We start from the raw sequence: 12,919 nt of genomic DNA, 5'->3' as shown, positions 1-12,919 counted from the left end.
ATATTGGCAACCGCCAGAAGCCACTAACCGTTGATATTGGGCTTTGCCGATTAACAAGCGATAAGCCAATAAATTCAACTTTGCTTTACCCATTAACGCCGCGCTCTGCGGCACATTTGGAGCGCAGCGGCAAATTTGTCCGACAGCAGCGCCTTGTTAGGCGAGAGAATGAACCGACAGCAAATCATACGGCCACTCCGAAGAGCGCACCGACCCCAGCCGTCAAAGCCATTGCCAAGGCCCCCCAAAACGCTACCCGAGAGGCCGCCTTAAGAACAGGAGCGCCCCCGGCTTTCGCTGCCAATGAGCCTAGTGAGGCAAGGAACAACAGTGAACTGCCGGGGACGACCCACATAAGCAACGACGCCGGAAACAACAGGACGACGCATAAGGGAAGGGCCGCACCTACTGAGAATGTAACTGCCGACGTAAACGCAGCCTGAATTGGACGGGCCGTAGAGACTTCTGAAATGCCAAGTTCATCGCGCGCATGTGCCCCAAGTGCATCCTCCTTCATCAGTTGACTTGCTACTGTGTCTGCGAGCGCGCGGTCTAATCCGCGCCTGACGTAAATCTCGGCAAGCTCCGCATGCTCTTGTTCAGGCGCTTCGGCCAGTTCCGCTCTCTCTATGGCAAGGTCGGCCCTCTCCGTGTCGGCCTGAGAGCTGACTGACACGTACTCACCCGCTGCCATCGACATAGCACCTGCGACCAGACCAGCAACGCCTGCGACCAACAAAGCCTTGGAGTCCGCCCCTGCTGCTGCCACCCCCAGGATCAGGCTCGCAGTAGATACAATCCCGTCGTTTGCGCCAAGAACCGCAGCACGAAGCCAACCGATCCGTTTTGTTCTGTGTTTCTCATAATGTCTCATGCGAAGTCCAGATATATAGGTGAACAGCAACGCCCCATGCCAAGACCCCAACCACCCAAAGTGTTGCCAATCCCATACTAGCTATAGCAAGACCAATTATTCTGGGGATGGCATCCTGATTAATCATAAATATAACTTCCAAATATGGGGCGCGGACGCGCAGGCGATAATGGCGAAGCCGCGCTATACCAAATGGCCGTTTCGTCACCTGAAAAAAATAGAGAGTGATAAAACACTAATTGAACCAAACAAGCCAATTATGCCGAAATTTTTTGTTGTTCCTGCCGACAGCTTCTCAGTTAGTTGTTTATTGCTGGGAATATACATTTCATCTCTCGTGAAATATAACGTCCTGTTAACAGCTTGTTAGAGCTATTACATATGAGAAAATCCGCACTGTTTCTCTGCTTTAGCTTTGTTTTTAGAACCACTAACCATAAAGTCCAATTGGATTGTGGTTAATACTGGTGCTTTATCAACATTCTTACCTGCCGCTGACCACTTCCAATTGTTTAATGCTGCTGCCGCATATTTATCGAATACACCTTCAGGGTATGATTTTTTGACTTTATACCCTCCTGCTTTCCCACTTTTGTCTATACCTACAATAAGGTCAACACAGCCAGACAAACCTTTTCTAGCAGCACTAATTGGGTATTGGGGGTCTTGCCTTTTTTCTACCACCCAATACTCTTCAATTAATACCTTTTTGTCATCTGAAGTTAAATCAATATACTGAATTGACTCGTCTTTGGAAACATTGGTAGTTTCGGTGGTTTTAGTTGATGCACATGACACCAAGAAAACACTAAAAATTGATAATGTAACTACTTTCTTCACTGCTAACTCCTTATAGCTCTAACGCCCGGCTAAACGGCGTGAACGCAGTGAGCGTCCGGCGGAGTGAAACGGAGCGTATTTGAGCCGGTTGTTAGGCTATTTAACTTAAATATACGAAAATCATAAAAGAACATAAGCCAACAAGTGACGTTATTAAAGTAAGGCGTTTAAGTTTGGGGGTTTGCCAAGCCATAATAAAACCCGAAACAAGTAAAGCGACGATGGAAATTGCAAGTACCACAGCATAAACTTTAAAAGCCATGCCCCCTTTAGCCTTGTGGAGCTGAACTAAATTCCTATACCAACTAGTGTTTTTGACGGTGAGCTTTGCAATCAGCTCATTATCCGTTGGCTCTAAAATTACGTCTTTAGAGGAACCCGTCCATTCGAGGAGAAAATGGTTGCCATATACTTTGAGCTTTGGCTCGCCCTCAGGGTAACTAGTGGCCAAGTTCTCGAGTTCTAATTGAGCAAGAGTTGTTAGCTCACTAACATCTGACTGAATAGGCTTGCTCAGTCGTATTTCATAGACATCGTTTGTGTAGTTGCCTTTTATACTCCAAGTATATAAAGCTCCTGTAACCATGAACATTGTCGCAACAGGCAATATAAAGGCCGCTAGCAACGCGTGAAATTTCATCAGAATCATTCTATTCATCATTCACCTTCTCTTGTGCCAGATTCGATTTTTAGCCTAACAGTTTATTATAACGACTCAGGCCATATATCACTTTGGCCCCCTTATCAAGAAGCGGGCTTTAACGTTAATTGAAAAATTCTAGGAAATTCAATGATGTGACGACCTCGTTATTAGCGAGTGTCGGTCAAACGAAGAGTAGTTCCCTTTATTTCTGCCAAGCATTCCTTTCTCTTGATCATATCGCGTTTTTTATAAAGTTCAATGAGTTAAGTGATTCACCAATGTGATAATAGGAAGAACTCTCTTGTTCAATTTGCTCGATGGCGCGGAAACAGCGACTGCCGCCAGTGTGACAATGGCGTTACGCCGGATTCGATTAGGCATCCGCTTTTGCAGATTGAATTAATTCGGGGGTATATGGATTCTGAATCAAGTTCAGAATGACGGTGTAGGGAGTTCAGAATGACCATTTAGGGAGTTCAGTGTAACGGCGTGAAATCCGGAGACGACCTAGGTATTTCAAGAACTGCGAGCTAGGGGTTCAGGATAACGGTTTGCCGCAACGGGGATGCGTGAAGTGCGACCGCTACTGACGATTCCGGTGCATTAGCGCAATCAGCTAACCAGATTATCGCAGAGACACGCCGAGAATAAGCCTCCTGCCCAGGGCTGATTAATTGCGGGTTAGATGTACCAAACTTTCTAGGTGGTAGGTTTGCGGGAACATATCGGCCATTACGGCATCTGCCACTGCAAAACCGCCCTCCTGCAATATCGCTAAATCTCGCGCCAAGGTTGCTGGGTCGCAAGAGACGTAAACAATGGTTTGCACGGTTTTGCTTTGCGCCAACACTTCGCACAGCGCCTTGGCGCCTGCGCGAGGTGGATCGAGAAGCACCTTTTGGCTAGTCACATCTAAAACGATATTTTCTGCATCAAACAAATCGGCGTTGCGGTATTCAATCGCTAAACCCAGTGCTTTCGCTTGTTGGCTAGCGCGCCGCAACATGGCCTCGCCAACATCAACACCAACAACGCGGGCACCGGCACTCGCCAAGGCCAGGCTAAAATTACCTAAGCCGCAAAAATAATCGCTGATAAGCTCGCCAGATTCCGGCTTTAGCCATGCCATGCACTGCTGAATCATTTGTTGATTCACCGCGATATTTACCTGAGTGAAATCGCCGGGCTGAAATGGCAGCGACAGCGCCTCACTCACTGGGTAGCGTAAGGGTGCATTTTCGCCCCGCCACGCTGCGCCTTTGCTGCCTTCAATGCTGTGTAAAAACGCGGGGGCGACGAGTTTGTCTGCCAAAACCGCGCTGCGCTTTGCGTAAACAAAGCCTTCTTTCTTTATTTTTAGGGCAACGCGGCCATCGTCACTTAGGCTTAACACCACCTCGGCGGTGGCTTTATCACCCAAAAACTCGGCGATGGCTGCGGTGCTTTGGCTTAACACGGCATTCAACTCTGCAGCCAATAAGGGGCAGTTCTCAACACCGACCAAGTTGTGGCTGGCTTGGGCTTTAAACCCTAAAACGCCATTGTGATAGCTAAGACGTGCGCGGTGACGATAGCCAAATTCTGAGCCGGTGATCGCCGCAGGCAAGGTAGCGCTCTCGGTATTCGCAGACGCTGCCGCCAATACCCGCTGCAGACGCTGTTGCTTAAAGCTCACTTGGCTGGGGTAGCTTAAATGCTGCAATTGGCAGCCGCCGCAGCGCTGATAAACCGGGCAAATCGCGTCAACTCTCTGCTCGGCCGGCTTAGATACGGCAAGTAACGTAGCTTCGTCATAGCGTTTATGACGGCGAACATATTGGGCGTCTACGGTTTCATTGGGCAAGGCGCCGCCAACAAAAACCACCTTATTATCGTGACGGGCTACCCCGCGGCCGTCATCAGCCAAACTGTCGATATGCAATTTTAGTACGGCGGTATCTAGGGCAGGCTTCGGCTTTTTAGCTGGTTTAAATGTGTTGATGTGGTGACGCTGCTTACTCATTAACGCAAACCTGTATTGGGAATAAACTGCCGATATTGCTGCAGACACTGTTGTTTTCGAGCCGCTAAAGCTCGTTGCTGGGCAGCGGATTCTGCTTTTACGCCAGATAGCTGTTCACAATCCACGTCGGCGTAGGCTTCGCCTTGCGGAGCGCTGCTGCGAATTTGCGGTGACAATTTCACCACTGGCAACGCCGCCTCCTCTTCCGCCAGCAGCGCCGGCGAACAAGTAAATAGCGCGGCACTTAACAGCCCCAACGCCAAGCTATGGCTATATTTTGGCATCACTCACACTATTTCTCTTTAATTTGGCCGTATTTTACCTAGGCAAAGCCACCGTGGATATTCAATTGCCGCTATTTTCAGTTAGAATGATCCGCTTAGCGTATTTTATACTATCCGCCTAACCGGAAGGCTTATGTCTAGCATCGAAAAAAAGATTGAAAACGTAAACGTCACTGCACAGGAAGTGCTGATTACTCCAGCACGTTTAAAAGCCGCGCTGCCAATGAGCGATCGCGCCAAAGAGATCGTGACTCAGGGCCGCGACACCGTTAGAGATATTCTCGACGGCAAAGATCACCGCATGTTTGTGGTTGTTGGCCCCTGCTCTATTCACGATGTTGACGCGGCTATGGACTACGCCAAGCGCTTAAAAGTGCTGGCCGATGAAGTCAGCGACACCCTCGTTATTATTATGCGCGTGTATTTTGAGAAGCCCCGTACCACTGTGGGCTGGAAAGGCTTAATCAACGATCCTTACTTGAATGACACCTTCAAGATTGAAGAAGGTCTGCATATTGGTCGTAAATTACTGCTCGACATCAGTGAGCTGGGCCTACCGACCTCTACCGAGGCCTTAGACCCAATTTCGCCACAATACCTGCAAGACTGCATTGCTTGGTCTGCCATTGGCGCGCGCACTACCGAATCACAAACCCACCGCGAAATGGCCAGTGGCCTGTCTTCTGCGGTTGGCTTTAAAAACGGCACCGACGGTGGCTTAACCGTTGCGGTTAACGCGATTGGCTCAGCCGTTAAACCCCACCGTTTTCTGGGCATTAATGGCGAAGGCCAGGTCGCGGTTATTCACACCACCGGCAATGCCTACACCCACATAGTACTTCGCGGTGGCAGCCAAGGCCCCAACTACGACTCTGTGCATATTAAATTATGCGAAGCAGAACTGACCAAGGCCGGCATTCCGCTCAACATCATGGTCGATTGCAGCCATGCGAACTCGAGCAAGCAGCCGCAATTGCAGCCGCTGGTTATCGAAAATGTGGCGAACCAAGTGATTGAGGGCAACACTTCGATTGTTGGTTTGATGGTTGAGAGCAACATCAACGCAGGCAATCAAAGCATTCCTGAAGACCTGTCGAAGCTTGCTTACGGCGTATCGGTTACCGATGGCTGTATTGGCTGGGACGAAACCGAAACCGCATTGCGCACTATGCGCGAGCGTTTGAAAGACGTACTGCCAAAACGCGCACGTTAATAGCAACGAGCACACATAGCAGTATAAAAAGCGCCTTCGGGCGCTTTTTTCATTTTTCCGTCATCTAGGTGATCCAAGATAAGCATCGCAGCGTAAGACAGGTGCTTCTACACCTTGATGCTCAAGGTTTTTATGCCCCGATTTATCGGGGCTTTTTTTTGCTTAACGCTGTTAGCAGCCTGCTTTTGTTATTACACCGGCAAGTGCAGTTTGAGCTCGGCGTATAGCCCGCAATGATCCGACAGCGAACGCCATGGCTCGCCGCTTAAGCGCTTAGCAGAGAGCGCCTGAAAACCCCGAAAATAAATGCGATCTAGTCGCAATATCGGCCGCTTAGCCGGAAAGGTTTTGGCCAGCTTACCATTGGCTTGCAGCGAGGCCTCGCGCAGCTTCAAGCTGTGTTTAAACCGCAAATGCAGGGCGCCGCTCCAATCATTAAAATCACCGGCGATAATCAGCGGCGCATCTTTGGGTACTTTTTCATTTATTAATTTAGTGAGCAAATTAAATTGCTGGTGACGCTCCCAACCCAATAAGCCCATATGTACACAAATTACATAGATGCCCGGTTCTATTACGCTCAGCAATAAACCCCGCTGGGAGCGGCGATATAGGGAAATATCGACATTTTCACTGTTCAGGATAGGGTATTTACTAAGAATGGCATTGCCGTGATGACCGTGGTCGTAAACCGCATTTTTGCCGTAGGCAAAGTGCGGCCACACGGTATCTGCGAGGTACTCAAATTGACTCTCATCAACCCAATCGACATGGCGCTCTGCGTGTTGGCTATTTTCGCCAACTACTTCCTGAAGAAAGACCAGCTCTGCATCAACACTGCGAATACTCTCGCGGATCTGATCAAGCAAAAACTGACGATTTGCCGAGCAAAAGCCCTTGTGGACGTTATAAGACAAAACTCTTATTACTGTCATCAATACGCTACTCTGTCGGAAAGGAACATAGCCCCTTAGTCAGGATGGCACTTCTTTAGTTTCAGGCCGCTGCCGCACCAGCAGTTATCATTGCGACCTAATTTCAAGGCCGGCAGCATGTCGCCATCACAGTATAGCCACTGATTGTTTTCACAGACAAAACGCGAACGCTCATGTAATTGACCAATTTCTTCGCCACTGCGGTAAAAAGCAAGAAATTCGACTTGGCCGCTGGGCTGCCCGACCCCACCGCTACTTGTGGATATAATCCGCAAACTGCACCACTGCGTGCCACTAAAGCTCTGCTCTAAACTCTCGCGAGTTTCTGATACCCGCTTGCTGGGATGAAGACTTGCCAATAAATACGCGGCATTGCCAACGCTAAACGCACTATAGCGTGAGCGCATCAAGGCCTCGGCGGTTGGCGCTAGCCGCGCACCGCTAATATAAGGTTCACAGCATTCGTGAAACTCGAGGTCACTGCCGCAATAACAATTCAAGGCTTAAGCCTTACTCGGCGGTATGACTGCGCTAACATCACTGACTTCCCAGTCGGTCGGCAGGGCTTTCGCGCTGCGGCTCTCACGATCAAAGCCCACCAAAACCGTTTGGCACGTAGTGGCTTTTTCGCCATTGGCGTAAATACGATGCTCAATGGTCATGCTTTTGGTGCCAATACGTGAGCACCAAGTATCGACGACCACAGTGTCGTCAAAGCAAATCTCACGCAACATATCCATTTTAACGCTCGCCACCACATACGATGGATTATCGCGACCCAGCTGCTTGGCGATTTGCCGAAAAAACGTCACTCGCGCCAGATCAAAGTACTGTGCGTAATAACTATTAGAGACATGACCGATAATATCCAGATCAGAAAAACGCACCTGAATATCAGTGCGGGAGTGTTGAAGCTGCATGGGGGGATTCCTTGGTATACCCGACCCACTGAGGGGGCCGGGATTCGTGCTGATAGTCAGTCCGCGTCGGTAGTCAGCACCGAAGCGCAATGTAATGACTATTTAAAGTAAGCATTATCGGTATTAGTGTGATCGGTGCTGTCTTTAACACCGGCGAGGCCTGGCACCTTCTCTAACAAGGTCTTTTCAACGCCTTCTTTAAGGGTTACGTCAACCATGCCACAACCCTGACAGCCGCCACCAAATTTGAGCACAGCCAATTTGTCTTCGGTAATTTCCAGTAGCGACACTTCGCCGCCATGGGCAGCCAAAGATGGATTCACTTCGTTGTAAAGCACGTAGTTAATCTGATCTTCTAGTGGGCTGTCTTCGCTAACCCTTGGCAGACGGGCGTTTGGTGCTTTAATAGTTAGCTGGCCACCCATGCGGTCGCTAGCGTAATCGATAAAACCTTCGTCGAGAAATGGCACACTGCGGCCATCAAAATAGGCCTTAAACTTAGGGTAGTCCCGTATGATATCGGCGTCGTTTAGATCGCCGTCACGGCAATAGGCAATACAGGTTTCCGCCTTGGGCGTACCTGGCTGCGTAATGAACACCCGCACACCAATGACGTCGTCTTGCTTTGCTAGCAATTCGGCCAGATAGTCCTGGGCAGACTCTGTAATCGTCAAATTAACGGCTGTTTGCTCTGTAGACATAATAACCTCTGTATATCCCGCTGTTTTGCCAAACAATTTCTATGCTGGGCCGAGTATCTGTTAGAATTGCGTAGTTTACCACGAAGCCCATGCCGGCCACAGTCCGCGCAGCGCTTTTGCTAATTACGCTTAAAATTATCAGGATATTCATGAGTCAGTCTACTTCCCGCACCGCCCTACTTACTACAGCCCTCAAAAACCGCATATTGGTAATTGACGGCGCTATGGGCAGCTTGATTCAAAGCTACAAGCTGGAAGAGGCCGACTATCGCGGTGCGCGCTTTGCCGATTTCCACACCGACCTCAAGGGCAATAACGACCTGCTCACCCTGACTCGCCCCGACGTCATCCGCGAAATCCATCAGGCCTACCTCGATTCTGGCGCTGATGTTATCGAGACTAACACCTTTAACTCGACCGCGATTGCCCAGGGCGATTACGACCTACAAGAGATTGCCGAGGAACTAAACCGCGTTGGCGCTGAGCTGGCCCGAGAAGTGGCAGATGCTGCAACTGCGCTCAACCCCGACAAGCCCCGCTTTGTTGCCGGTGTTATTGGGCCCACCCCGCGCACGGCCTCTATTTCGCCCGATGTAAACGACCCCGGCGCGCGCAATACTAACTTTGATGAATTAGTTGAGAATTACTACGCAGCTACTCGCGGCCTGATTACCGGCGGCGCCGATATTTTGATGATTGAGACAATTTTCGACAGTCTCAATGCCAAAGCCGCTGTCTATGCAGTGCTGCAATATTTTGAAGACACCGGCGACGAGCGACCAATCATGATCTCGGTGACTTTCCCCGACACCAGTGGCCGCACCTTGTCTGGACAAACGCCAACCGCGTTCTGGAACTCCATTGCCCACGCCAAGCCACTGATCATCGGCACCAACTGTGGCAGACGGTTCAGCGAAATACGCCCATTTGTAGAAGAACTCTGCGAAGCGTCTGACTGTTATTTTAGCGGCCATTTCAACGCTGGCCTGCCCAATGAATTTGGCGAGTACGACGAAACCCCAGAAGACATGCACGGCGAGTTAAAAGAGTTTGCCGAGCGCGGCTTCCTCAATTTGGTCGGCGGTTGCTGCGGTACGACTCCTGCGCATATCGAGGCGATTGGCGCGGCGATGGACGGCATTGCGCCGCGCCCCCTGCCCCAGCGCGAGCCGATTTGCCGACTATCGGGCTTAGAGCCCTTTCATATCGACGCCAACTCGCTGTTTGTAAACGTCGGCGAGCGCTGCAACGTCACCGGTTCTGCGGTATTTAAACGTCTAATCTTAGAAAACGACTACGACGCGGCCCTCTCGGTAGCCCGTCAGCAGGTCGAAAACGGCGCCCAGGTGATCGACATCAACATGGACGAAGGCATGCTCGACGCCGAACACGCCATTGTCACCTTTTTGAACCTTATTGCTTCAGAACCGGATATCTGCCGGGTACCGATTATGGTCGACTCTTCGAAGTGGGACGTCATCGAAGCAGGCCTAAAGTGTATTCAGGGCAAGCCAATCGTTAACTCCATTTCAATGAAAGAAGGTGAAGACGAGTTTCGCGATCGCGCCCGCGCCTGCATGAAGTACGGCGCCGCTGTGGTGGTTATGGCCTTCGATGAAGACGGCCAAGCGGACACGTTTAAGCGCAAAGCGGAAATTTGCAAACGCAGCTACGAAATTCTGGTCAATGAAATTGGCTTCCCACCCCAAGACATCATATTCGACCCCAACATCTTTGCCGTGGCCACGGGCATCGACGAGCATAACAATTACGCCGTCGACTTTATCGAAGCCACTGCTTACATCAAAAAAGAGCTGCCCTATGCCATGGTGTCTGGCGGCGTATCTAACGTTTCTTTCTCGTTCAGGGGCAACAACCCCGTCCGCGAAGCAATTCACTCCGTGTTCCTCTACCACGCAATTAAAGCAGGCATGGACATGGGCATCGTTAACGCCAGCCAGTTAGCGATATACGATGATCTGCCGAAAGAACTTAGAGATCACGTTGAAGACGTTATTCTAAACCGGCGCGATGACAGTACCGAGCGCCTGCTGAATATCGCCGACAAATACCGCGGCGACGGCTCAACCGCAGAAAACAAAGAAGACCTGACATGGCGCGAATGGCCAGTTGAAAAACGCATTGAACACGCCCTGGTCAAAGGCATCTCGACCTATATTGAAGAAGACGCCGAAGTCGCCCGCGCCGCCGCTGTTAAGCCCATCGACGTTATCGAGGGCGCCTTGATGGACGGCATGAACGTGGTTGGCGACTTATTCGGCGACGGCAAAATGTTCCTGCCCCAGGTGGTTAAATCGGCGCGGGTAATGAAACAAGCGGTGGCCTACCTCAACCCCTTTATTGAAGCCAGTAAAGCGGTTGGTGCCAAAGCCAATGGCCGGGTGTTAATGGCCACGGTAAAAGGCGATGTTCACGATATCGGTAAAAATATCGTAGGCGTGGTGCTGCAGTGTAATAACTTTGAGGTTATCGACCTTGGGGTTATGGTGTCTTGCGACAAAATACTCGAAACCGCCAAGCGCGAGAATGTCGATATCATTGGCCTGAGCGGACTCATTACCCCATCGCTAGACGAAATGGTGCACGTTGCCAGCGAAATGCAGCGCCAAGGAATGACCATTCCCTTAATGATCGGCGGCGCGACCACCTCGAAAGCCCATACTGCAGTTAAGATCGAGCCCAAATACCAAAATGACGCCGTGGTCTATGTGCCCGATGCCTCGCGTAGCGTGGCGGTTGCCACCCAGCTCATCAGTGAAGACATGAAGGCCGATTTTGTCGCCGAGCGCAAAGACGAATACGAGCGGGTTCGCGCCCGCCGTGCCGGAAGTCAGGGCAAAAAACGCTTATTAACGTATCCGATGGCTTGCGAAAACGCCTTTGTGACCGACTGGGCCAATTACACGCCGCCAGCACCCAGCTTCTTGGGCACACGCACCTTTGAGGACTACCCCCTCGAAACCCTGCGCGAAACTATCGACTGGACGCCGTTCTTTATATCTTGGGGCTTGGCCGGTAAATACCCCAAAATTCTCGACGATGAGACCGTAGGCGAAGCCGCGCGTAATTTATTCGACGACGGCCAGCGCATGCTCGACCGCATCATTAAAGAAAAACTGTTACAGGCTAATGGCATTATCGGTTTTTGGCCTGCCCAGCGCAGCGGCGCCGATGACATCACGGTAATGAACCCCGATGGCTCGGCAGTAATTGAAACCCTACACCAGCTGCGCCAGCAGGCCCAAAAGCCCGACGACAAGCCACACATGAGCCTAGCTGACTACATCGCCCCCGCCGACAGCGGTAAAACCGATTATATCGGCGGCTTTGCAGTCACTACCGGCTTGGGCGCCGACGAGCTGGCCGATAAATTTATCGCAGCCAACGACGACTACAGCGCCATCATGATTAAGGCACTGGCCGACCGTCTAGCAGAATCCTTTGCCGAACACCTGCATTTGCGGGTGCGCAAGGAATACTGGCCCTACGCCAGCGATGAAAGCCTCAGCAACGAAGAATTAATCAAAGAGAAGTACCGCGGTATTCGACCAGCGCCAGGCTACCCCGCCTGCCCAGATCACACTGAGAAAGAAGCCCTATTCCGCTTGCTTAATGCGACCAGTGAAACCGGCATCATCCTAACCGAGAGCCTTGCCATGCACCCCGCGGCAGCGGTGAGTGGTTTTTACTACTCCCACCCACAGTCGCGCTACTTTGCCGTAGGCAAAATTGGTAAAGACCAAGTCGAAGACATTGCCGCCCGCAAGGGCATGGAAATGAAAACCATGGAACGCTGGCTGTCGCCTAACTTGGATTACGATCCATAGCGGCTCAGGCGTGCTAGCGGCGGCTGAGACCGGTTTCACTACCAGTCTCAGCCGCCAAAACTTCCTCGGGCAAATAAGCTTAAAGGGTATAAACCATGAGCGAAGACAAACAAGACGAGCAAAAGGAAGGCCGCAAACCAAGCACCTTCTCAATAGTTGGCAGCATACTCTCTGGCGCCTTTGGCGTACAAAGCAGTCGCAACCGCGAGCGCGATTTCAAGCACGGTCGCTTACGTAACTACATCATTACCGCTATTATTTTTGTCGGCTTGTTTATCGCCGGCGTGGTAACGGTTGTGCAAGTGGTGTTGAAACAAGCTGGTTAAAATTTACAGCGCCAATCAGCGCCCCGACATTAAGTGGGCTTTTTTTAAAAACCCCGCTTAATAGATGCACCTTAAAACCACATCCTCCAAAACGTTAAAATCCCCGCTAAAAAGCGAGGATTTTAACGTTTAAGGACAGCGCTTCAACCTGCGCCGGCCTCTCACTCAGTAACTAATTAAGAAGGCATGCCAGCCAACCAGTACACAGCAGTGCCAACAACCAGGGTTAAAATGGCAATTGCGGCGCAGGCATCAGCGAAGTTGTCGCCGCGTTGCTCTTCGGTTTGCTCAGACGTATGATCAGACATAATAGCCTCTTGAATAAGATTGATT

At 50.7% G+C, this 12,919-nt stretch carries 13 protein-coding genes; 3 read left to right on the top strand and 10 right to left on the bottom strand.

Features of this window, described 5'->3' with window-relative positions; translation table 11 throughout:
- Positions 1-184: 184 nt before the first annotated feature.
- The 5 genes from AB4876_RS10525 to AB4876_RS10505 form a co-directional block, all read right to left on the bottom strand.
- Complete coding sequence (locus tag AB4876_RS10525) at positions 185-874, bottom strand: VIT1/CCC1 transporter family protein (protein WP_368381615.1); 690 nt, start codon at positions 872-874, stop codon at positions 185-187.
- Between the two features lie 375 nt (positions 875-1,249).
- Positions 1,250-1,714, bottom strand: coding sequence for an energy transducer TonB (locus AB4876_RS10520; RefSeq protein ID WP_368381614.1), 465 nt, complete (start codon positions 1,712-1,714; stop codon positions 1,250-1,252).
- A gap of 100 nt (positions 1,715-1,814) precedes the next feature.
- On the bottom strand, positions 1,815-2,375 hold the full coding sequence (locus AB4876_RS10515; protein ID WP_368381613.1) for a PepSY domain-containing protein: 561 nt from the start codon (positions 2,373-2,375) through the stop codon (positions 1,815-1,817).
- A gap of 652 nt (positions 2,376-3,027) precedes the next feature.
- Positions 3,028-4,359 (bottom strand): 23S rRNA (uracil(1939)-C(5))-methyltransferase RlmD, encoded by a 1,332-nt coding sequence (gene rlmD, locus AB4876_RS10510; RefSeq protein WP_368381612.1) that lies wholly within the window; start codon positions 4,357-4,359, stop codon positions 3,028-3,030.
- Positions 4,359-4,643, bottom strand: a complete 285-nt coding sequence (locus AB4876_RS10505; RefSeq protein ID WP_368381611.1) for a hypothetical protein — start codon at positions 4,641-4,643, stop codon at positions 4,359-4,361. The genes rlmD and AB4876_RS10505 overlap by 1 nt, the downstream gene beginning before the upstream one ends.
- Before the next feature lie 133 nt (positions 4,644-4,776).
- On the opposite strand from AB4876_RS10505, the gene AB4876_RS10500 reads away from it, so the two are divergent.
- The gene (locus tag AB4876_RS10500) at positions 4,777-5,856 is read left to right on the top strand and encodes a 3-deoxy-7-phosphoheptulonate synthase (protein WP_301027475.1); all 1,080 of its coding nucleotides are present in this window, start codon (positions 4,777-4,779) and stop codon (positions 5,854-5,856) included.
- A 191-nt stretch (positions 5,857-6,047) separates the two neighbouring features.
- On the opposite strand, the gene AB4876_RS10495 is transcribed toward AB4876_RS10500, so the two are convergent.
- From AB4876_RS10495 to nfuA, 4 genes are all read right to left on the bottom strand, one after another.
- Positions 6,048-6,791: an endonuclease/exonuclease/phosphatase family protein gene (locus AB4876_RS10495; RefSeq protein WP_368381610.1), complete on the bottom strand. Its 744-nt coding sequence runs from the start codon at positions 6,789-6,791 to the stop codon at positions 6,048-6,050.
- 35 nt (positions 6,792-6,826) lie between these two features.
- Positions 6,827-7,291 carry a YchJ family protein gene (locus AB4876_RS10490; RefSeq protein WP_368381609.1) on the bottom strand — a complete coding sequence of 155 codons (465 nt, stop codon included), beginning with the start codon at positions 7,289-7,291 and terminating at the stop codon, positions 6,827-6,829.
- A gap of 3 nt (positions 7,292-7,294) precedes the next feature.
- On the bottom strand, positions 7,295-7,711 hold the full coding sequence (locus tag AB4876_RS10485) for an acyl-CoA thioesterase (protein ID WP_368381608.1): 417 nt from the start codon (positions 7,709-7,711) through the stop codon (positions 7,295-7,297).
- 98 nt (positions 7,712-7,809) lie between these two features.
- Complete coding sequence (gene nfuA / locus AB4876_RS10480; protein ID WP_301027472.1) at positions 7,810-8,412, bottom strand: Fe-S biogenesis protein NfuA; 603 nt, start codon at positions 8,410-8,412, stop codon at positions 7,810-7,812.
- A 149-nt stretch (positions 8,413-8,561) separates the two neighbouring features.
- On the opposite strand from nfuA, the gene metH reads away from it, so the two are divergent.
- Positions 8,562-12,260, top strand: coding sequence for a methionine synthase (gene metH / locus AB4876_RS10475; RefSeq protein WP_368381607.1), 3,699 nt, complete (start codon positions 8,562-8,564; stop codon positions 12,258-12,260).
- A gap of 95 nt (positions 12,261-12,355) precedes the next feature.
- Positions 12,356-12,586 (top strand): DUF2970 domain-containing protein, encoded by a 231-nt coding sequence (locus AB4876_RS10470; RefSeq protein WP_368381606.1) that lies wholly within the window; start codon positions 12,356-12,358, stop codon positions 12,584-12,586.
- Between the two features lie 176 nt (positions 12,587-12,762).
- Here AB4876_RS10470 and AB4876_RS10465 read toward each other — a convergent pair whose 3' ends face one another.
- Positions 12,763-12,894, bottom strand: coding sequence for a hypothetical protein (locus tag AB4876_RS10465; RefSeq protein ID WP_368381605.1), 132 nt, complete (start codon positions 12,892-12,894; stop codon positions 12,763-12,765).
- Positions 12,895-12,919 lie beyond the last annotated feature (25 nt).

Source organism: Zhongshania guokunii (genome assembly GCF_040892635.1).
In the GTDB taxonomy this organism is placed as follows: domain Bacteria; phylum Pseudomonadota; class Gammaproteobacteria; order Pseudomonadales; family Spongiibacteraceae; genus Spongiibacter; species Spongiibacter guokunii.
This window is presented reverse-complemented; position numbering and strand designations above follow the sequence as displayed.

What these genes read in the sequence shown, in the direction of transcription:
- AB4876_RS10505 (WP_368381611.1), bottom strand. Translation starts at nt 4,643, where the DNA reads ATGCCAAAATATAGCCATAGCTTGGCGTTGGGGCTGTTAAGTGCCGCG.
- AB4876_RS10485 (WP_368381608.1), bottom strand. Translation starts at nt 7,711, where the DNA reads ATGCAGCTTCAACACTCCCGCACTGATATTCAGGTGCGTTTTTCTGAT.
- AB4876_RS10515 (WP_368381613.1), bottom strand. Translation starts at nt 2,375, where the DNA reads ATGATGAATAGAATGATTCTGATGAAATTTCACGCGTTGCTAGCGGCC.
- rlmD (WP_368381612.1), bottom strand. Translation starts at nt 4,359, where the DNA reads ATGAGTAAGCAGCGTCACCACATCAACACATTTAAACCAGCTAAAAAG.
- AB4876_RS10465 (WP_368381605.1), bottom strand. Translation starts at nt 12,894, where the DNA reads ATGTCTGATCATACGTCTGAGCAAACCGAAGAGCAACGCGGCGACAAC.
- AB4876_RS10470 (WP_368381606.1), top strand. Translation starts at nt 12,356, where the DNA reads ATGAGCGAAGACAAACAAGACGAGCAAAAGGAAGGCCGCAAACCAAGC.
- AB4876_RS10500 (WP_301027475.1), top strand. Translation starts at nt 4,777, where the DNA reads ATGTCTAGCATCGAAAAAAAGATTGAAAACGTAAACGTCACTGCACAG.
- metH (WP_368381607.1), top strand. Translation starts at nt 8,562, where the DNA reads ATGAGTCAGTCTACTTCCCGCACCGCCCTACTTACTACAGCCCTCAAA.
- nfuA (WP_301027472.1), bottom strand. Translation starts at nt 8,412, where the DNA reads ATGTCTACAGAGCAAACAGCCGTTAATTTGACGATTACAGAGTCTGCC.
- AB4876_RS10525 (WP_368381615.1), bottom strand. Translation starts at nt 874, where the DNA reads ATGAGACATTATGAGAAACACAGAACAAAACGGATCGGTTGGCTTCGT.
- AB4876_RS10495 (WP_368381610.1), bottom strand. Translation starts at nt 6,791, where the DNA reads ATGACAGTAATAAGAGTTTTGTCTTATAACGTCCACAAGGGCTTTTGC.